Source organism: Marisediminitalea oceani (genome assembly GCF_003731635.1).
In the GTDB taxonomy this organism is placed as follows: Bacteria; Pseudomonadota; Gammaproteobacteria; order Enterobacterales; family Alteromonadaceae; genus Alteromonas; species Alteromonas oceani.
Window position 1 is genome coordinate 1 of the sequence record NZ_RCUA01000084.1, and the last position, 21,632, is coordinate 21,632.

Genomic DNA, 21,632 nt, shown 5'->3' on the forward strand with positions numbered 1-21,632 from the left:
AAGGTAACTCTCATGTTGCATACTAACAATCCAATCATTAAACACAAAGCAGGTTTACTCAATCTGGCCGAAGAACTAGGCAATGTATCTAAAGCCTGTAAAATCATGGGCGTTTCTCGAGAAACGTTTTATCGTTATCAGGAACTCGTTGAGGACGGCGGCGTTGATGCGCTAATTAGTCAGTCCAGACGAACCCCAAATCTCAAGAATCGCGTGGATGAACAAACGGAGCAATCCGTTATTAATTACGCAGTAGAGTTTCCGGCACACGGCCAAGCCAGAACCAGTAATGAACTGCGTAAGCAAGGTATATTCGTGTCTGGTAGTGGTGTTCGTTCCATCTGGCTCCGTCATAACCTGGAGAACTTTAAAAAGCGCCTCGCAGCTCTGGAAGCCAAGGTTGAAAAGGAAGGCATAATCCTTAGCGAAGACCAAGTTGCAGCGCTAGAAAAGAAAAAGCAAGATGATGAAGCCTGCGGTGAAATTGAAACGCATCACCCTGGCTATCTAGGCTCTCAGGACACGTTCTATGTAGGCAACTTAAAAGGCGTTGGCCGAATTTATCAGCAGACGTTTGTTGATACCTACAGTAAAGTCGCGTTCGCTAAGCTCTACACAACGAAAACACCAATCACGTCGGCAGATGTGTTAAATGACCGTGTATTGCCGTTCTTCGAGGCTCAGGAACTGCCCATGCTGCGGATTTTAACTGACCGAGGTACTGAGTATTGTGGCAAGGTTGAACAGCACGATTACCAGTTATATCTGGCAATCAATGATATCGACCACACCAAAACCAAAGCGAGACATCCGCAAACTAACGGTATCTGTGAACGCTTCCATAAAACCATCCTGAATGAGTTTTATCAGGTGACGTTCCGTAAAAAGCTCTATGATTCTCTGGAAATGTTGCAGAAAGATCTGGACGACTGGCTAGATTATTACAACAATGAACGGACTCATCAGGGCAAAATGTGCTGCGGCCGAACGCCAATGGAAACATTAACTGATGGAAAACGGGTTTGGGCTGAAAAGAATTTAGCTCAAATCTAATCTTACGCTGACACCAGAAAAACTGGGTAACTGTCAGATCAGGTCTGAGCTAGTACACCTAAAAACTGTCAACCTATCTTAGGACGGGTCACAGTGCTGAACTAGAGTTTTCCAGTTTTGCCCGGTAAGCTGCCGGAGGCAGTTTACCCAAACTTTCATGTGTTCTTTCTTCGTTGTAATCCAGTCGCCAGAACCAGGCCATGTCTCTCACCTGACTGAGATTTTCAAACAAATAGGCATCCAGAAACTCTCTGCGAAATGAACCATTAAAGCGTTCAACAAAGCCATTTTGCTGTGGCTTTCCTGGCTGGATATAAACCAGTTCAATATTGTTAGTTTCACACCAATCTGTCAGCGTCGCAGAAATGAGTTCCGGGCCATTATCCATACGCAGCTGAGTGGGTAACCCACGCTCAGCCTTAAGCTGTTCTAACACGCGTACGACACGACCATCGGGCAAAGACGTATCGACTTCGATGGCAAGACACTCTCGCGTTCCTTCATCCACGACATTCAGCGTTCGGAACCGTTTACCGCAGTACAAGGTGTCATGCATAAAATCCAACGCCCATTGGTGGTTTGCCTGATCCAGCACTTCTAAAGGCTGTGCAACCCATTTGGGTAGTACCCGTTTAGTTCTGCGTTTCAGGTTTAATCCCATCTGGCAATACACGCGGTACACGCGCTTATGGTTGAACGAGAATCCTTTAAAACGCATCCGACCAAAACACTTCCAGAATCCTGCCCTTGGCGATTTCTTTAGTTCGGCATTGATAGCATCAATGACAGCAGCATCGGCTTTGCGCCAGTCTCGCTCAGGACGATAGAAAGTAGAGCGGCTAATGCCTACAAACAGACAAGCTTTAGCTATACTCAGTCCAGCCCTGGCCAATATACTGACGCAATCTCGTTTCTCTGCTGTCACCAACCCTTTTTTGCGACCAATTCCTTAATCGCATTATTTTCCAAACTGACGTCAGCGAACATCTTTTTAAGCTTGGCATTTTCTTCTTCAAGCTCTTTCAATCGTTTGACGTCAGACGCTTCCATGCCGCCGTACTTCGACTTCCAATTATAGTAGGTTGCACTGCTGATACCGTGTTGACGGCACACTTCCTCAACTTTTCTACCAGCATCAACTTCTTTCAATACTGCGATGATCTGAGATTCTGTATAGCGTGATTTTTTCATAGTCGTCTTCTGCGTTAATCATTGCAGAAAACTCCAATTATGTCTGTCTCAGTTTAGGGGAAGTGGACACTTAGACGAAAAGCTTGTCAATTTCGTCTTTGAGCAGTGACTCTTTCTCAATTAGTCTGGTAGCAACTCGCTCAAGTTGATCAGTGTGATTAAGCAATAACGCGGTGACATTTTCTTCGGCGTTTGCTAACCAAGTCTTTACGGCGTTTTGCGCGTTAGACAGAAGTTCTGACTCTTCGTATTTGGTAAGCATGGCTACATTTACTGAGCCAACCGATGGTTCTAGTCCGCCCTCGTAAATGGCATGCATAGCCAGCCTGGTGGCTTTCTCAATGTCATTAGACGCGCCAGTGCTTACCTGGTTTTGATCGCCAGAGCAGATAGCTTCGCCTACTTTTCCGGCTAGCAGCACCTGCAGTTGGTCGTGGACTTTCTGTTTAGATAAGCTTTCGTATTCATCGGGGCTGCGTGTTGCCACAAATCCCAGTGCCTGGTTGCGGGGCTCTATAGTAACAAAGTCAACCGGGTGAGTTGGAAATAGCAGCTTATGAGTGACTAAGTGCGCTGCTTCGTGATATGCCGTTCTGTTCTTTTCCTCTGTACTTAATGTTATATGGTCTGATGGCGAACCATATACAATTCGTACAATCGTATCTTTTACATGTTCGGTAGAGAGGGTTTCGTTGTTGCCAACGGCCTGATAAATTGACTCTCTCAACACCTGGTCGATTTGTGCTGCAGACATCCCCTGCGAGACATTGGCCAGTTGATCTACTGTTTCATTTGGCCAACTCAGATTATGTTTATTGGCAAAGCGCTCAAAGAAAATTCGTCTTGCTTCTTTATTAGGTAAGTCACAATAAATAATTTCATCAAATCGCCCGGGCCTTGTTAATGCATCGTCAAGCAGGTGAGGGTGGTTTGTTGCCGCCATAACAAATACCGGTTCTTGCTGGGTAGTAAATCCATCCATTTCTGTGAGCAGCGCATTAACGGTTAAATTGCGATCCCGGCTTGCACCATCATTGTTTGCCGTGCGCTTACCTGCAATAGCGTCTATTTCATCAATAAACAAAATAGACGGCGCGTATTTTCTTGCAACTGCAAACACCGATTTGATATTTTCGGTCGTCCCTGATGAGTGCGGTGATGAAAGCTCTGCGGCGGAGGCACTGAAAAAAGGTAACTTGCATTCACCTGCCACAGCTTTTGCCAGAAGAGTCTTACCCGTACCAGGAGGGCCGGCGTATAAAAAGCCGGTAGGGATTTTAATTCCAAAGTTTGACAATTTTTCGGGGTACCTCAGCCAGCCAATCACCTCTGTTAATCTCATCTTGGCTCTTTCAAGTCCAATTACGTCATCGAGTGTGGCGCTTGGGAGGCTTTGTTGAAATAGCGTTGATTCCTGAAGATCTTTGGACTGAATAAGCTGTTTATAATGCAGGTTGTCAAACGTGGCGACGAGTTTGTTATCGCGCTTGTCCACTGATAACGTGTAGTCGAGCGCCTCGTTACGGGACAACATTCTCTGAATCGTTTTGTCAACCGTCAGATAATGATTAACTTTACCCAGTAGCTCTTTAAAACCTTCTTTTATGTCGTCCAGTTGAATGGAAAAATGCTCCAGGACATCTACACAATCGTTATCGGTTTGCAGTGCTTTCTCTAACTGGGCGAGTTGGTAGGTGAAAATGGGGATACTGCTGTTTTGTTCTCTTACCTTCTCAATGATTTCACTTAATGACGTTTGCGACTGAGACACAGACTCGGAGTCAATCAGCAATGCATCGGGCCGCTGATGTTTCATTTGATCAGGCAAGGATTCGAGGGTTGAAACGTGATTAATATTCACATTGGTATCAAGCACATTTAGCGCATCATGTAACCGTTTGTCATTGTCAAACAGCAGCATTTGCCTTGCTTCTGCCTGACTAGTACTTTCATTTACGGTGACGGTGAATTCAATGATATCAGACTGTTCATCAAGTAAATCTGCTGATTTCGTTAAAATATCAGCTTTAATCTTTGACAGTATGGTACCAAGCTGCCTTGCAGATATCTCCGGCGCCAGGGCCCTGACCAAAAATGAAGAAAACCGCATCGGCCAGTAAAAGGTGACATTGTGATTGGTTTTGGCAGACTGATTGACGGCTTGTTCGGCAATATGTAAATAGTGATTCGCTCTCAATGAAGAAAACAGCACCGAATAGCCTTTTGCTAGTCGATTAATAAATTCAAAGGACAGCTTGGTACCGGATGAAGGATTAGCGGTCTGTCGAAGTACGTCGAAAACATTGAGCGCGTGTCCTTGGGTATTTTTGGCTAATACATCTTGTCCGAGGTTCGATGTGAAAATTACTATGCATTGTTTAAAGTTGATGAGTTCCTGACTAGTCTGATCCTGGGCAACGCCTTTATCTAACATACCTAGTAACGTTTGAATTACCGTATTATGAGCTTTTTCTATTTCATCAAATAGCAAGATATGACGGGGACATGCCCTGACTTTACTGGTGAGTGTACCAAGGCTGGCATCGGTATATTGCACACCGGTACCAAATAGTTTCATAGCATCTTTTTCGTGCGAATATTGCTCCATGTTAAATTCTGTAAACGCATAGCCAGACTGTTCATGTTGATTAAGCAGTTCACAAAAAGACGAGCCCAGATAGGTCTTACCAACACCTGACGGGCCAGCGAAGGTATATATGAGCCTTGGACCATCAGGCGAGACCAAACTCGAAGACAAATAACCATTGCTAAGGTGACTAACTGCTTTAACCTGGCCGATAATTTTTTTGTTTAGCTCCCGGTTGAGCGCCTGGGATATTTTGACGGCTTTGGCTATGGCGTTTTTACTGTGGTTGAGTTGTTTTAATTGAGTAATAAATGGCAAGTTAAGGCGCATAAGTTTGTCGACAAACTCAGAGCCTACAACACCTTTTAATTCAGAGATCTGATTAACACATTGTTGCGCTTCGTCAGTAAAGTTGAGATATAGGGCGTAAGATGATGCGATGCTGTACCAGGTTTTACTCACATCGTTCACCGAAAAACTTCGGGTAACCGCGTTTTCTAACAAGTATGTACGTTTTGAGTATACATTTTCCGGCATTATCAACTGGCTTGGTTGGCAGTGAAAATACTCTGCCAGCTCTAACAGCATCTCGGGAATATTCATAATGGCAGCAAATAAGCTGCTTACTTCTACTTCTGGAATGTGTTTCACAGACAAGTCGTTGATATCTTTGCCAAGCTGCGCCTGCAGATATTGACCGCATACCACCACTGAGATTTCATCAAAAAACTGTTTAGTGATACCGCCGACCTTTGTATAAATCTCTTTGAGGTTTAAAGATGGTGAAGAAGGCGTTGGACTGTCTGGCTTATCAAAGAGAGCATCAAAATCATCGACACTAAACTCAGGAGGCACCATTCGTTCTTGTTGCTCCTTAATTGCTTCCTCTGCGAAGGATTGTTCCACTTTTAGCTTAAAATCACTGCTTACGAGCTTGTAAATTTCATGGGTTCTGTTGATGATTTCATTCTCGTTAACATTAACGAGACAGTTTCTGAACGAAGTAACTAACGGCAGGATATCGATTTCATCTGCGTTCAGAGTTGATAATCCCAGGTACCCCTTCAGATGCCTAATCACATTTTCAGCCAGATCGTAATCAAGGACTTTTACATTACGCACTTTCAGATACAGAAGTGAGTCGCTGTGTTTATAGGCTTCAAATTCACAAAGCTTATTTTCCAGTTTGGTGCCCACGGTTACCGCATCCAGATAGACCATTAAAAACGGAAGTAACACGTCGTCGTGAGGAATAATATCCCCGTCAAGTGTAGTGCCTCGACACACAACGGGGCGGGAATGAAAAATCCGTTTGAACAGTTGAGATAAATTCATGGTAATTCAGAAAGCCTTGAGTGATATGAAACTGCAATCACAGCTATAGTGTACTTTTTAGCTAACCCTTTCAATTTTTTGTTGATTCTGGCAGGGGCAGGAGTAGGGCGTTAGCAAGTGCTGATAAATACAAAGCGATTCAATTAACCAAGGAAATTATAAAAATTTTGCCGCGTGTGAAGATTCCAATATTCATCCTGAGCGGTTGCAATTACACAAAGAGTAAAGCAATCTTAACTCCCAACATGGAGCGACGTCACTTTATGAACAGATACAATATGTCTGCAAGGGCTGATGCGCAGGTAAATTTGTATGGTACCCGGTACCAACAATATTAACTTCTGGAATGAAATTGTAGTGAAGTACGACTGTTTTGTAAGTTATCGCAAGGGTAACGACAGTACGATAGCAAGCGATATAGCAGCCCACTTACAACGGCTTGGTTTTAATGTATTCATAGATTCTTCGGAATTATTACCCGGTGAATTTTCCCCTCAACTAGAATCCTCGATAAAAGAGGCAACATACGTAGTGGCTCTGTTTACACTCGATTACGTTGAGCGCATAGAACAAGGGCATGACTTCAATCATAATTTTATTGTTGAAGAACTTAACTGGGCTATCAATTCGCAACATTGTACGCTTATGCCTGTTATTGTCGGCATGGATACGAAAGAGGTGTTTGAGCGCTGCGAGCCTTATGCAAAGAATCTTTCTGATTATCAGGCTTTCTGCTTCAATGAACCTTTACCCGAAGACTTTTATCGCGATATTAGCGATGAAATTCTCAAATTGGAGAGGAAACGCTATAAGCAGAAAGATCAGTCGAGTGAAGCTCAATCTGAACTACCTGCTGATGAGTCACCCGAAGATATTTATCACAAGTTTCGTCTGCCCTGGCCAACCAATGAGGCGCTTGCCTATAAGGCCGCATTAGAAGATAAAATTGTTAAACTGGATATCGAGCACGTCCACCTTGCGCTGTTTTATATATCGGGCCGGTTTGGCATTAAGATCGACAACCAAAAAGCGATTGAATATTTACAAGCGGCAGCGGGGCGTGGATGCAAGGAAGCTTTGTTCGAGTTGGGGCTACTCTATCACTATGGAGATACCAATTTAGGTATTAACGAAGAAAAAGCGTGCGGATTATATCTGCAAGCTTATGAAAAAGGATGTGTCGAAGCGGTTTTTCAACTTAGTTATTTGTTTGACACCGAAATTGAAAATATCCAATGCCCGACAGCTTTTTTAAAACAAAAGTACAATGTGGCGGTTGAAAACCCCTACGATAAAATTATCCAAGCGTTGGGCGAAAAGTTTTCTGAATTAAACAGTGCACAACAATTTGGTTACCTGGCTTATCATACCTGGCCATCTGGCATGTCAGAACAGGCCCAGGAGCAATTTAGCAAACTTCAAGAGAGTTATTTTATACCGACGCTTCGCTATTTCGGGGTGTGTTTTTTATACGGCAGCGCCAAGAATAAACACTTTCAGCAGAACATCGAGCTTGGCCTGAAAATGTTGGCTAAGGCTGAAACTATGGGATGCTGTCATGCCAGATATATACTCGCCGAGTTTCACCTGAATTCAGAGTTTAAAGACTGTGGAGTCATTCAAAGCAGAGAAGTTGCTTTTCGGGAACACACTGAAAACATCGAGCTTGGTTATTATGACAGTGCCTATGCGGTTTATTGGGAAGCGACAAATACCAAAAATTGTCCGTATGACGAAAAAACAGCCTTTAACTGGTTAAAAATAGGTGCGGATGATGGCAATGCTTTATGTTTAAACCAAATTATAAAGAGTTACCTTAATATCAAGACTTGTGACATTGCATTGTATGTTGATGTAGAAAACACTAATTATGGCGAAAGTTGGGAGCTTAAAGAGAACTCCATACAAGGTATAAAAAGCCTGGTTTGGTATGTTTTGAAAAATGAGCGGCTTCAATATAACCAAAGCTTTTTAGATCGCTTGCTCAAGCTGTTTGCCTCGGCGGCATGGACAAGCTCAAACACTGAAATTCTCGGTCAAGAGTTACAAAACATTAAAGCCATAGCATTTAAACGCACTTCAACAGACGATTATTCGTTAGATAATACAGCGGTCTATCTTTGGTTGTTGTGTTTACAAACCAGTGACTCGCGCAGCCATGAGTTAATAAAACAGTTTGGTGTGCCCCTGCGTAACAAGTTATTTTTAGAGGCACTAGAGAGCAATTGGTATCGTCTGACATTTATTTTTGATGCTAAATTTGTGTTCATTCTAAACACAGCAGCGCAGGGCAGTAACTTACTTGCAAAAAATTGGCTCGCTTCTGTTTTGCTTGGATTTGCCAATATTGAGCTTTTTCGATGGGTTAAAAATGTAATAAAAGAGCCGCTTGATGTTGCCCTGAAATTGCTTAACGTTCTGGTAGACAATAAAGCTGATAATGGCACCTTGATGCTGATTAATAATTACTCGGCTCCTTCCGAACGTATTAGAGGGAAAACTCTAACGGCAATCAAACCTAACCGTGAACTATCGGTGAAGGGGTTATACTCGTTAATTGAGCTGCGACGCTTCATCGAAGCGATGAATAATGAAATGCATACCCAGCAAGCAGGTCCCAGGCAATTGGTAGAGAGTTATTGTCAATTCTCATTTACCCATTTGTCCTGGTGGACGTCAATAAATGCGCCAGAGCTTGGTGAGGAAAAAACACTTTGGAATTGGCATTTTAAATTTGCCAAATATGTAAAAGTGCGCGTAACGCATCCAAACATGCTGAGCCTGATAGCAGTTTGTAATACGCACATTATTTTGCGCTTGTCGCAAAACAAAAATGATGTTCATAAACGCATCAATACTAATGTACTGAGCCTCAGCCGGCCAGGCACTATGAAGCCTTGGTTAGATGAAATGTACCAATTTAGCTTACCTGTCACGATCATCCGGTTGATTAATTACCATGAGCAAACCGGATTAATAACCAATAAAGCTTTTGGTCACGTGTTGAATTTACTAAATCACCTTATTGATTCATCGGGAAGTTCGGTTATGCAGAAGGGCAACTTCCCTGGTTGCATGGAGCGTATAAACCTGTTGGTGAGCAAAGAAACGGATATTGACCAGGAAATCGTTCGAGAATTGCAGTCTAAATTTGCTGAGTAGTCAAAGCACCTCCTGACGTAGTCAACTTACTGTTTAGCAGTATGCCGTTTAAGGCGGCATTCTGCTTTGCAATAATTCCTCTTTTTCATTTATCTGATGTGGGTAATAGATATACTATTTTTAGTAGGTAATGTCGGTGTTACATGAATCGCCAGTGAAGGAATGTTCTGCTGCAACATTTCAGTAATTTGTGTGAGGTTGTTCTGTTCGGCAATTTCCATGGGCGTTAGCTGTGGTGGAATATAGTTTTCGGTTTTGAAGTTGGCTTCGTATCGCCACGTTAGAGTTGATGGCTCGCTACGCTGATTTGGGTTAGCGCCAAGTGCCAGAAGCTTAGCAACCAACTGTGGCTGATTGGCTTTAACGGCGGCGTGGAGCAGTTGATAACCATCCCGGTCGAAAGCGGAAACAACGTTATCAATGCCTTGCTCATCCATCAACGTTGGTAGCTCACCTGTATACCAGGTTAAAAATGCATAGTTTTTTGCATACACCGCAAGTTGGGTGGCTGTGGTGCCATCCTTTGCAACAGCAAATACGTCAGCGCCCAGTGAAATGGCCATTTGAGCCGTTGTCACATCCTGACTTTTAATAGCAAAAAAGAGCGGGCTGTAACCCTCAAGGGTTTGTGCATTGATGTTGGCACCGGCATTCACCAGATATTGCAGGCTAAGGGCGTTTCCTTCGGCTGCTGCAAACATCAGCGCGGTTTGGCCATATTCATTACTGGCGCGGATATCTGCGCCCAAACTGGCCATTTTTTCCAGAATTCTGCTGTGAGCAGAACCCGCGCACAGATGGAATGCTGTGGTACCATCTTCCACCGCATCACCAGGACTTGCACCGGCTGCAAGTAAAGCGTTGATAATCTCAGAATTGCCATAGCGGCAGGCCTGAATGATTGGGGTAAAACGGTTACCGTCGGTGGGATTAGCATCAGCGCCGTTTTCCAGTAACAGACTAACCAGTTTCGGATCCTGGGTTTCCACTGCCCAGGCCAGTAAACTGGCGTTATCGGGAAGCGGGCGATTAACGTCAATTTGGCTGCTAAGCTCTGCGAGTCGGTTTATATCTGAAGCCAGAATGGCCTGTTTGGCCTCTATGAGCAGGCTATCGTGTTGCTGGCTGGCAAGCTCAGGTTTCACATTGGTGAGCTGGGATTCAGACTGACAGGCCGCTAATGCGGCAATCCCCAGCGCTACCAGCAGCGCCTTAATTGGGATGATATTGATTGAATTCATTGCTTACTCCTCAGGCAATCAAACCGTCCAGCGGGCCGGTACTGTCGCCAAAGCTTTCCACAGGCACGTTCATTTGTTGCAATACCGAAAGTAGCAAATTGCACATAGGCGTGTGTTTTGGTGCAGCGATATGTCGGTTTCCTTCCAAGCCGCCACCGGCGAGTATAATTGGCAAATCCATATGATCGTGCTCATTCGATTCACCAATACAGGCGCCGCGGACCACAAAGGTATTGTCGAGCAGGTTGGATTCTCCGTCCGGGATGCTGGCCATTTTCTCCAGATAATCGGCAAACAGCTGCATGTGATAGGCGTTGATTTTTACCAGCTTATCGATTTTATCCGGAATATTCGCATGGTGGCTCAGGGCATGATGGCCGTCTGGAATACCCAGATTGTTATAGGCGTGATTACTCAGCTCCCGGCCGAGCATAAAGGTACTGACTCTGGTCATATCCGTTTGTAGTGCGAGCATTTGCAGGTCGAGCATGATTTTAACGTGCTCTTCGTAATCCACAGGAATATTCGCTGGCACGGTAAAGCCTTCCAGATCCATTTCTATTGCCGTTTCCCGGGCTTTGGCTATGCGCCGTTCTACATCGCGAACGGACTCCAGATACTGAGCCATCTTATGCCGATCGTTAACGCCTAACCGTTTGTTAACCCGCTTCGCTTCATCGTTAATAAAATCGAGAATACTGCTCTTATGGGCCAGTCGCATCTGGCGGGTTTGCTCATCGATTTGATTGCCGTCGCCAAACAGATGCTCAAACACATCGCTGGGAGCAACCATAGCCGGCAACGCCTGCGTGGGGCTCTTCCAGGAAATAGTATTGGTATAAGTACAGCTGTAATTGATATCACAACTGCCCATTAAGCTGGGCGGCTCGATACCCAGTTCAAGGGAAGCGAGCTGCGTGTCTTTGGCGAAGTAACTAGCGGCTACCTGATCGGCAGAAATACCGCATTGAATATCCGCACCCTCGGTGGCCTTGGCATGAACCCCGGTTAAAAAGGCCGGGCAGCTACGGCCGTGGCCGGCCGGCGGTGCACCAAAAGCGCTGGCCTGATAATGAGCCAGACCCGAGATAACTGAAAACTTATCACGCACTTTTTCAAGGGGCTTTAAAATGGGCGTCATCGCGTAATTTTTGCCAGCGGTTGCCGGTGTATAACGCTGCATTCTTACGCCGTTAGGGGAATAAAATACGGTCATCCGTTTGGGGCGTTGCTCCAGGGATTTGGCCATGGCAGCAGGCACCAGTGATTCCATAACCGGTAACGCCATACTCACGCCCAGCCCTTTTAAAAAGGTGCGACGGGATAACGCTGAATTACGGCGCTTTAGCGAATTGTTGTGGTTCATTAGCGGCCTCTGGTGCTTTTTTAAAGTTAAATGGCGTACTGGTGACTACCGCTTCGATAATGCTGTGAATGCGGTAATTATCGTCACTGGCTTGTCTGGCGATGGAGCGGATCACGGGTTGATCGTAGGCTTCTAATCCGCGGCCCAGTGCGTAAGTGAGCAGACGATCGATAAAGGCCTGGGTAAAGCGCTCCCGTCGGTCCCACAGGACATCATGAAGGCCACTCAGGCCCTCAAATTGAGTGCCATCGGGCATGGTGGCGCTGGCATCAATGGCCTGGTCGGCATAGCTGGTACGAAAAGCGCCTACGGCATCATATTGTTCAAGTGCGAGACCGAGTGGATCCATGCGCACATGGCAGGCGGCACACACCGGATCGGCCCGGTGCCGTTTGAGTTGTTCTCTGGCCGACAGCGCCATACCGTCGTGTTCGGCAACCAAGGCTGGCACGTCTGGCGGTGGAGGCGGAGGGCTGGCAGCAAGCAGGTTATCCAGGATCCACTTACCGCGCTTGACCGGCGAGGTATGATTTGGATTGGAGGTCAGGGTTAAAATACTCGCCTGGCCGAGCAAGCCGCCGCGATGGGATTGGTCACTTAAACTGACTTTGCGTAAGGCATAGCCTTTCACGCCAACGATACCATAATGTTCTGCAAGCGGTTCATTAAGGTAACTGTAGTCGGCATTTAAAAAGTCGAATATGGGTAAATCGTCTTTCAGAATGCGGGTAAAGAACAGTTCAGTTTCGCGCTGAATGGAATGCCTGAGCGGGATAGTAAACTCAGGAAATTCAAACACATCCGGGAAATGGTAGGGCAGGTTACGTAAATACAGCCATTGTCCGGCGAAGTTATCAGTGAGCGCGCTGGCTTTGTCTGATGCCAGCATGCGTTTGATTTGCTGCTTAAGCACCTGCGGCTCTCTTAATTTACCTGCACTGGCCAGAGCGGTAAGTTCCTCATCCGGCAAGCTGCTCCATAAAAATAACGCTAGCCGGGCGGCGAATTCTGTATCGCTAATGCGGTAAACGCTGCCAGGCTTAACATCGGCAGGCGGAATTTCCTGCAGGTATAAAAACTGAGGTGATACCAGCAGTGCCTGCAATGTGGTGGCGATGCTGGCGCGAAAGCCTACATCTTTGCGGGCGCGTTCAAAAATGGCCAGTAAGGGCCGTATATCGCTGTTGTTGACCGGGCAGCGATAAGCCTCAGTGGTTAACCGGCTGATAATTTGCCGGGCACAATTAAGCTCTGACTCAGCGGTGGCTTCGGCCTCAGGCAGGCAACTGAAAATTTTGCGGGTGCTGGCAGTTTGCCATGAGGCATTAGTTTGGTCTGAATTTAGCGGCCCGATAATCTCTATCTCCAGCACATCGCGTAAAAAAGCGGCCTGCGAAAAGCGCGCCGACAGATGATAAGAAGGTACCTGAGTTGAATGGCGGCGTGCACCATCCACAATAAAATCGAGATCCAGTATTTCTGGCTCTCTGTCAGGCAGGACTACGTGGTCGGTGCCTTTGCGGACTGTCGGCACATGTTCGCTGAGAGCCAGTTCCTTACGAAAACTCATGCCAATTTGGTGGCTGCCTGCGCTAAGCGTTAGTGTGTGGCTGTAGCGATGAATATCAAGCCGGTCGACTTCGTTGTTGGTATTGGCATTTAAAAAGCCAGCAATTTCATAAGTGCCGCTAACCGGTGCATAAAACTCAAAACTACCGCCGCCCCGGGAGTCCAGCGGAAGCGCGTCACTCATGCGCAAATCAAACGAGGGCACGCCGCTGTTTTTTACCGGGCCATCTTTAGGCACTATGTAGCTCATTTTGCCGGCAGCGTTACCTGCCGTACCGGTAGCCAGTTTGCTTAGCTTTCCAGCAACAAATAAGTAGCGCTCAAGCAGCGTGGTGGATACACCCAGTACATCCGCATTGTTATCAAAACCATAGCCTGAATCATCGCCGGGCAGAGAATCGGTAATGTCCACATTCAGTGCCAGCAGGTCTCGTACTGAATGGGCGTACTCGTTGCGGTTTAAGCGTCTTAGGGTGGCTCTGCCCGGGTTTGGATTGGCGGCACTGTAATCATCCAGCGAGCCTTCCAGCCAGCTCAGAAATGCGCTTTTTTCTTGTGCGGTTAATTGTTTTTTATCAGCCGGTGGCATATCGCCCATGGCAACCGATTTAAGAATGGCTTCCCACAGCTTTTGATTTTTGCCTTTGGTGATGTCGCTCACATGAATATCGGCCACAGACCAGTTACCAGCAAACTCATAGTCGTTGTGGCAGGTTTCGCATCGGTTGTCGATGATGTCGGCAGCCAGATCACGGGTAAACAGTTGTTGTTCTGCCCGGGCAGTGGAATAAGGGCTAATGCCTGAGACAAATAACCAGCATGATATTATCAGGCCAGAGACCTTGCGGGGATAGTTCAACTTTGGGGAGCAATAAAAGACCATTTGCACTCTCTTAGCGCAACTGCAGTGCTAACAGCGCGTTTCACGAATAAGTCTGGAGAAGAAGCACTTTACATGCCAAATGTCTTTCTAATCAGAAGGTTACCTTGTCAGGATGTTATCAGTTTGTGTGTTCAGGAAGGTTGGCTGCGGGTGTAATCTGGCCCGATGTTGCTAACTGTCTGATACTTAGATTAAAATAACAGGATACCGATAAAGTATTAGTGTTAAGCGTCTATTAACATTCTAATAACTGGTAAAAAGGAGCAAAAGTCTGATGCACCACATTGATCAATTGTTCGCGAGCATGTCTGCCGTAACAGCTGTAAGCGACAACCAATGGAAGGTTACTCACCCCGGTTTGCCTGATGACTGGGGGCAGGGGCGTACGGCCTTTGGTGGTATAAGTGCGGCGATGGTGCACTATGCGCTGAGCATGATAGTCGCCCAGGATCGCGTCTTGCGCACCTTTCACACTAACTTTGTTGGCCCGGTGGTATTTGATGAACCCTTTGAAATCGTCATAGAGCAGTTACGCTCCGGCCGCAATATGTCGCAATATCTGGTAAAGCTGAATCAGGCAGGCAAAGTCAGCGTTTGTGTGCAGGCCTGTTATGGTATTGAGCTAACCTCGAAATTGCATATCAACAAGCTGCCTTCGCACCAATTTGAACCACCAGATAAGGCAACCTTAATGGGAACCGATGCAGATAAATTGCCGAGGTTTTTTCATCACTACGATCTTGCAATGTTAGAGGGGCAACGGCCTTTCACCGGCAGCGCACACTGTCATTATCTCGGCTGGATGCGCAACCACGCGCCGGTAGAGCAATTTGGCCTTACTCACCTCATAGCGTTAATTGATGCATGGCCGCCAGCATTGGTGCAGCAACTTGGAGCCCCGGCACCGATGAGCACGGTAAGCTGGGATCTGGAGTTTGTGAACCCGCTTATTCCCGTTGCCGGTAACCCCTGGTTTGCGTATGAGGTGAATACCCGGTTTGCCGCTAATGGCTATGCCCAAACCGAGGCGAAAATTTGGGATGAACAGGAACGATTGGTGGCGCTGAGCCGGCAGGCGGTAGTGGTGTTTGACTAAAAGCTTTTTTGCTAAAACATTGATGCTGCCTATCTGGTGACCTTGTAATTAATCTTAAATTGGTTAATTTACGTTAAACTAGAGGTATACAGCGCCTCGTAAGGTGTAGTCGATTAAGGAACAAAATCGAATAATGATCGCAGTATCTGACCTTCTAAAACACTACCCTGACTCATCTTCCCCCATTATCGACCAGCTTTCGCTGAATGTTATCGCCGGGCAATCGGTGAGTATTCAGGGCGCATCCGGCTGTGGTAAATCCACGTTGCTGGCCTTACTGGCGGGCTTTGAGCAAAGTTCAGGCGGTACAACTGTGATTGCCGGGCATGCGTTAGAGCGTTTATCCCAGGAAGCCGCCGATGCGTTTCGAATGCACCATCTTGGCGTTATCTTTCAGCAGTTTAACCTGCTGGACTGCTTTAACGTTTGGGACAACGTGGCCTTTACCGCTCGCTTAAAAGGTAACTACAATGCTTCCCGTCAGCAAACCTTGCTGAACAATCTTGGGCTGGCGGAGCGGCACAAAGCGCCGGTCAGTATGCTCTCTGGTGGCGAACAGCAGCGGGTAGCTATTGCCCGCGCGCTTAATCACTTGCCTGATGTGGTGCTTGCCGATGAACCCACCGGAAACCTTGATGAGCAAACCAGTGATGTGGTGAGCCAATTGTTATTTAATTATTGTCAGGAGCAGGGCGCTGCGTTGGTGGTGGTTACCCACAGTTCGGACGTTGCCAGGCGCGCACAAACTCAGTATCGGCTCCATCAGGGCCGGCTCGCGCAAGTATAATGCCGCAGGCCATGCGAGTTCTTATCCTGGCGCTGCGCACCCAACTGGCTACCTATCGCCAGCGTTTTTGGGAGCTATTGCTTATCATCGTGGCCATCTTTATTGCCAGCGCCGGTCTTACTGCCGTAACACTTATTAATGCCGGCGCATCCTCTCAGTTAAAGCAGTTTACGTTGGGTGATGTACCGGTTAATTTTCATGTCATTCCGCGCAGTGAAAATAGTCCACTTACGCGTTCTGATTATGCAGCCCTTCGGCGGCAGGGGCTTAACGCCTTAGTGGCTTACACTCAAACCGGTGATCGGCTAGCGGTTGATACGGTTACGCTGTTTAATCTGTTGCCAGCCGCCAATCGCTCAACGTCTCAGCAAAACAGCTTTGCTCAACAGGCGGCGCTCAATGGTATTGAGGATATCAATCAGTTTTACCGTGACGACGTCACTTTACAAACTCGTCCCCTAAGCGGCCTGCTGGTGGTGGGGGCACTATCTCCCGAGCAGTATGAGCTGCTGGAAGAATCACTGCCTGCACATCTTCAATTGGCGCCCTTCACGTTGACTTCCTCAGCCAGCAATCTGAGTGACAGTTTCAGCCTGAACCTGTGGGCCATGGGCGCACTGATGGTGCTGGTCAGCATCTTTATTGTGTTTAATGCCTTTAACCTGCTGTTGGCGGCGCGTACGCCGGTGTTGGTAAAACTGCGCCAGCTGGGCGTTAGTCAGGCAATATTGCTACGGGTTTTGCAACTGGAAATGTTTATTCTGGCGCTTGTTGGCGCGGTTGGCGGGGTCATTGCCGGGGCCTCTCTGGTTAGTGCTATCACGCCGGTGCTGAGTAACATTTACCGGTTTTTACTGGACGGGCAGTTTAGCGGTGGTCAGTTTACTACGCCGCGCCTGATGTTGCTGGCCGCGGTGTTTTGTACAATAGCAGTGATGATCATGGGGCTGTTGATCAGGCAACGTCTGGCTCACAGTCTGGCCCGGCGCAGTTATCTGGTGACAGTATTTAAGCAGCGTTTTAAGCCGGTCTATAACTTCGGGCTGTTGCTCAGCTTAGCGATAGTGGCGCTCTGCGCGTGGCTGGTGTCTAGTCAGCTACAGGCGCTGTTGTATATTGGTCTGGTGCTGATTGCTGGTTGCACCACGGTTGTGTTGCTGATGCCGCAGTTAATGAGCCTGGTTGCACGGCGGATTAGTACAACAAAACCGCTGCTGCACTGGAGTATGCACAATGCAGTGAGTCTGTCGCAACGCACCAGGCTGGCGGCCTGTGCATTTTTTATCGCGCTGGCGGCCAATATCGGTATGAATGTGATGGTCGACAGTTTTCGCCAGGCCACGGAGCAATGGCTGGAGCAACGCCTGTTTGCACCGTTTTATATCTACACGGATTTTGAAGGGGATTTATCTAAAGAGGAAGGCGCACCGGTGCCACTGCTTGCCCGCTATGGCAAAGACGTGCGCGTTAATGGGCAAACCCTTGAGCTACGCAGCTTTCCTGATGGCCCTCAATATCAGCAATATTTAATGCTTGATGACCAGTCGCCCTCCGCCTGGTCTGCCTTTCATACTCAGCGCGGTGTGTTCATTAATCAACAACTGGCGTATCGGCAGGGGCTTAGTACCGGCGACGCTGTTAGTCTGCCTTTAAACGCTGGGGTGCAGGCCTTTGAAGTAGTAGGCGTGTATCCGGATTACGGTAACCCTAAAGCGCAGGTGTTGCTGCCAGAGGCGTTGCTCTCCAATGAGTATGCGCTTATTTCTGCTTATGCCGCTTTTGCTTCGTCTTCAGAGGAGGCGGCGCTTGAAAGCTGGCTTAATAAGCATAGTGAGTCGGCCCGCCTGCTCCAGCGAAGTACCCTGATTGAGCAGTCCATGATGGTATTCTCCCGCACATTTCTAACCACGGATACGTTAAATTTGGTCACTATGCTGGTGGCTGCGCTGTCGTTCTTTGTATCAATTACATTGCTGGTGATGGACATTAAACCACAGCTGTTGCTGCTGCGCAGCGTTGGCGTCAGCCCGTTTCGTATCAAGCTGTCATTGTTTTCGCAGTATTGTTTTATTGCAGTGAGTTGTGCACTGCTGGCTCTGCCATTTGCGCTGTTACTGGCCTGGCTGCTGGTGAATAAGGTGAATCGGTTTGCCTTTCACTGGACCTATCCGCTCCTCCTCGACCCGATGATTATTATGCAAAGTCTGCTAATCGGGCTGGGCCTTTTACTGCTACTTATGGCATTGCCGCTTGGCAGGTTACAGGCCAGGTTTTACTCGCAGCAGGAGGCATTATGAACAGGCTATTGCTTTTATTGTTAGTGATAAGCTGTGCTTTTTCAGTGCCGTTGCAGTCTCAACAAGACAACCGCTCTTCACTTTTTGGTGGTTTTAAGGCCGATAATCAGGCGCAGGTAAGCATTGAACAGCCTGTGTCTTTACCCGCCGATCATGCCCCGCATCAGGGCTATCAGATTGAGTGGTGGTACTTAACATTGTTGCTGGAGAATAATTCCGGCGAGCCGTTTAATTATCAGTTTACGTTGTTCAAATTTGCCCGCCCTGAATTAGCTTCGAACTGGGGGGAAGGTGTAGTCTGGATGGGGCATTCTTCGCTACATACTCAAACTCAGCATTATTTTGATGAGAAATTTGCTCAGCAGGGAACGGGGATCGCCAGTTTTAGCATCGCGCCCGTAGCGTTTTATATCGATGACTGGCAGTGGCTGAGTAAACAGCAGGCGGCGCTTTTTCCTGCAGAGCTAAACACCACTTCTGGCCCTGCGGTGCTTACACTTAACCTGACTGCCGATAAGCCCTTTGTAAAACACGGCCAACAAGGCGTGAGTTTTAAAACCGGTGACGGACGCTATCGTTCCTACTACTACAGCCAGCCGTTTATCAACGCCAGCGGCCAGATCACTCTGGATGGAATAACCCATCAGGTTAGCGGCATGGGTTGGTACGATCACGAATGGACATCGCAACTGGCCGATGAAGACGCGCTGGGTTGGGACTGGTTTTCACTGCATTTTGACGACGGGCGAAAATTAATGGCCTTTACCATGTATGTGGATGGCAGTGAGGCTTATACCACCGGTACGTTAATCAGTGCTCAGGGGGAGCCCCAAACGCTGGGCCCGGATGAGCTGCAGATTTTACCAGTTAACTCCAGTGAGGTGGCAGGCAGGGAAGTCCCGGTTACCTGGCAAATTCGTATCCCAAAGCAGCAAATCGACATTACCACTAAAGCGTTTAAAACCGACCAGTGGAATGACAGCCGCTTCCCTTATTACGAAGGGGCTATTTCCTTTGATGGCAGCCATGCCGGTAAAGGCTATATGGAGCTTACCGGTTACTGATTTCGGGCGCTTCTTTTCGGCTGGTTTTCGATATCAACATAAAAAACAAAATGAGATACAGGGGCATATCAATAAACGTGGTGTAGGTTAACCACTGATCTTCGGTAAGCAGTTTCGCAACAGCGTAATTAATGCCTGCCATTAATAGTCCGAGAACACTCAGCCCTATTACAAATGGCTGATGTTTTATCGGCGCGTTCAGGTAACGCTCAAAACGAGGGGCGAAGTACTTTCCTTTACGGAATACGCCATCGGTTAGCAATACCAGTGCGCCCAGCACACCCATTATTGTACCTTTTAGCTGCACAAAAAACTCACTGTCGAAAGTGAGCGATAACAATGCGGATATCAACAGCATAACCGTGCCAAAAACAGCAAAGCCGCCAAGTAAATCCACTTTAACACATATGAGCCCAACTCCCGTCAATAGGTAATAACAATTCTCTGGCTGCGTCAGCAGCCAGTTCAAGTCCCTGTGCTAAACCTCTTAACTTCATCTGTCATGGTCATCGTCAGGCTTCGCCTGCGGCAAACACATATAGAGGCTCTCTTAGTGCGATCTCATCGCTGCCTGCTGCCGGGCAATCCGTGGCGGGCGCAGGGGCACTAGACATTCATCGGTTAACCTGATGCTGGCACTATTCAAAACGTAATGGCTGATTATTCTCGCCAGTTAGTGGAAGGCTCAGTGCAGGTGCAAGCGATTTAGCACAGGGTATTGTTGCGCAACAGGCAGATGTCTAATCAAAGCGTGGTGGCTGTGGACACCGGTATAGTTCATCACATTGCAGGTTCACATGCCTAAATAAGTGATAAACATGATACTCGCCATTCGACCAGTTAGATTTTCAGCTCATCTGCCTGCGCGACTTACCCTGCTAAAAAGCGTTCACTGTCGAACACCGTTTTATTCTTCAACATATAATACATGCATCGCCCGAGTTTATGGGCCAGGGCCGAGAGTGCTTTTGCTTTACTCATGCGCTTTTGTAACTTAGCGAGATATGCTTGTGCACGTGGGTTGCCTTTCAAGAACAACACCGCTGCTTCCGAGAATGCCCACTTAAGATGTGCATTACCGATTTTATTGCCCTGAGTACCGTATGTTTTGCCTGCTGATTCCGCTTTGCATTTGACCAGCCGTGAATAGGAGGCGAACTTCTGAACACTCTCAAAGCGTTGGATATTGCCAATCTCGTAAAGAATTGTCAGAGCCAAAACCCGTCCGACACCCGGCAATGAACGTAGCAGATGATAGTCACGGCCGTTGTCATTTTTAGTTATCTTCTCTACATAACATTCGATACTGCTAACTTCATGGTCATAAATTTCAATCAGACGCAGATTCATATCCACACTGCGTTGTACCAGTGGGTCAGGAAAATAGCCGCGCATAGCATCCCGGCCCGTGGTGTAACTTAAATCTGATTTTTCGGGAAGAGGCAGGTTGTACTGGGCAAGCGCATTCTTAACAAAGGCTTTTAATTCAGCACTGTGGCGCATGGCATGGGTTCGTCTTCGTAATAAGTCCCGGATAGCCCGTTTTTCCTTCGGATAAACATAAGCCAGAGGGAAATTGCCGCCCCGCATAAGCTTGGCAATTTTATACGCGTCAATTTTATCATTTTTGGTTTTGCCGCCATGAATAGCTTTCATGTACAAGGCGTGGCCAAGAATAAAGTCGATGTTGTGCTGTTCGCAAAAATCACTGAGCCAATACCAGCAATGCATACATTCGGCACCGACTATGATATTCCCCAGATAGGGAGAAAGCAGTGTTAAAAGCTGTTCAGGCGAGTCTTTAATCTTCTTGTGAACCAGAATGTCGCCACGCTCATCGAGGATGCAAACGTAGAGCATTCGCGCATGAAGATCGATTCCGCAGTAAAAAGGATGTAAGTTAGTATAAAATTGCATTGAGTCTTCTCCGTTTGGGTTTGGTCGCCTTCCAGCTTAGCCAAGAAATTGGCTAAGCTGGGGAGAAGGCTCAATAAGTATCAA

At 47.1% G+C, this 21,632-nt stretch carries 13 protein-coding genes; 6 read left to right on the forward strand and 7 right to left on the reverse strand.

The annotated features are described in order from the left end of the window. The first annotated feature begins 12 nt into the window (after window positions 1–12). Window positions 13–1,053: an IS481 family transposase gene (locus D9T21_RS20855; protein ID WP_123327115.1), complete on the forward strand. Its 1,041-nt coding sequence runs from the start codon at window positions 13–15 to the stop codon at window positions 1,051–1,053. Between the two features lie 88 nt (window positions 1,054–1,141). On the opposite strand, the gene D9T21_RS20860 is transcribed toward D9T21_RS20855, so the two are convergent. Next, a protein-coding gene (locus D9T21_RS20860) for an IS3 family transposase (RefSeq protein ID WP_123327105.1) occupies window positions 1,142–2,244 on the reverse strand; the annotation gives its coding sequence in 2 pieces (ribosomal slippage) (window positions 1,142–1,992 and window positions 1,992–2,244; 1,104 coding nt in all). 70 nt (window positions 2,245–2,314) lie between these two features. Then, a complete protein-coding gene (locus tag D9T21_RS20865) occupies window positions 2,315–5,953 on the reverse strand; it encodes an AAA family ATPase (RefSeq protein WP_164464791.1) in 3,639 nt (1,212 codons plus the stop codon). Window positions 5,954–6,478: 525 nt separating this feature from the next. Here D9T21_RS20865 and D9T21_RS20870 point away from each other — a divergent pair. Beyond that, window positions 6,479–9,328: a TIR domain-containing protein gene (locus D9T21_RS20870; RefSeq protein ID WP_123327107.1), complete on the forward strand. Its 2,850-nt coding sequence runs from the start codon at window positions 6,479–6,481 to the stop codon at window positions 9,326–9,328. An 89-nt stretch (window positions 9,329–9,417) separates the two neighbouring features. Here the strand turns inward: D9T21_RS20870 and D9T21_RS20875 are convergent, their stop codons facing one another. The 3 genes from D9T21_RS20875 to D9T21_RS20885 are packed head-to-tail and all read right to left on the reverse strand — an operon-like array spanning window position 9,418 to window position 14,387. Further along, window positions 9,418–10,569 (reverse strand): ankyrin repeat domain-containing protein, encoded by a 1,152-nt coding sequence (locus D9T21_RS20875; RefSeq protein WP_123327108.1) that lies wholly within the window; start codon window positions 10,567–10,569, stop codon window positions 9,418–9,420. A 10-nt stretch (window positions 10,570–10,579) separates the two neighbouring features. Beyond that, a complete protein-coding gene (locus D9T21_RS20880; protein WP_206427313.1) occupies window positions 10,580–11,935 on the reverse strand; it encodes a DUF1552 domain-containing protein in 1,356 nt (451 codons plus the stop codon). Further along, window positions 11,904–14,387: a DUF1592 domain-containing protein gene (locus D9T21_RS20885; RefSeq protein ID WP_123327109.1), complete on the reverse strand. Its 2,484-nt coding sequence runs from the start codon at window positions 14,385–14,387 to the stop codon at window positions 11,904–11,906. The genes D9T21_RS20880 and D9T21_RS20885 overlap by 32 nt, the downstream gene beginning before the upstream one ends. Window positions 14,388–14,661: 274 nt before the next feature. On the opposite strand from D9T21_RS20885, the gene D9T21_RS20890 reads away from it, so the two are divergent. The 4 genes from D9T21_RS20890 (at window position 14,662) to D9T21_RS20905 (ending at window position 19,631) form a co-directional block, all read left to right on the forward strand. Then, entirely contained in the window at window positions 14,662–15,483 is an 822-nt protein-coding gene (locus D9T21_RS20890) for an acyl-CoA thioesterase (protein ID WP_123327110.1), read from the forward strand. 133 nt (window positions 15,484–15,616) lie between these two features. Next, on the forward strand, window positions 15,617–16,270 hold the full coding sequence (locus D9T21_RS20895; protein ID WP_123327111.1) for an ABC transporter ATP-binding protein: 654 nt from the start codon (window positions 15,617–15,619) through the stop codon (window positions 16,268–16,270). Between the two features lie 11 nt (window positions 16,271–16,281). Continuing rightward, on the forward strand, window positions 16,282–18,567 hold the full coding sequence (locus tag D9T21_RS20900; RefSeq protein ID WP_164464792.1) for an ABC transporter permease: 2,286 nt from the start codon (window positions 16,282–16,284) through the stop codon (window positions 18,565–18,567). Continuing rightward, window positions 18,564–19,631: a lipocalin-like domain-containing protein gene (locus D9T21_RS20905; protein ID WP_123327113.1), complete on the forward strand. Its 1,068-nt coding sequence runs from the start codon at window positions 18,564–18,566 to the stop codon at window positions 19,629–19,631. The genes D9T21_RS20900 and D9T21_RS20905 overlap by 4 nt, the downstream gene beginning before the upstream one ends. Here D9T21_RS20905 and D9T21_RS20910 read toward each other — a convergent pair. Next, complete coding sequence (locus D9T21_RS20910; protein WP_123327114.1) at window positions 19,618–20,028, reverse strand: septation protein IspZ; 411 nt, start codon at window positions 20,026–20,028, stop codon at window positions 19,618–19,620. The genes D9T21_RS20905 and D9T21_RS20910 overlap by 14 nt on opposite strands. Window positions 20,029–20,501: 473 nt before the next feature. Continuing rightward, window positions 20,502–21,548, reverse strand: coding sequence for an IS110 family RNA-guided transposase (locus D9T21_RS20915; RefSeq protein ID WP_123324454.1), 1,047 nt, complete (start codon window positions 21,546–21,548; stop codon window positions 20,502–20,504). Window positions 21,549–21,632 lie beyond the last annotated feature (84 nt).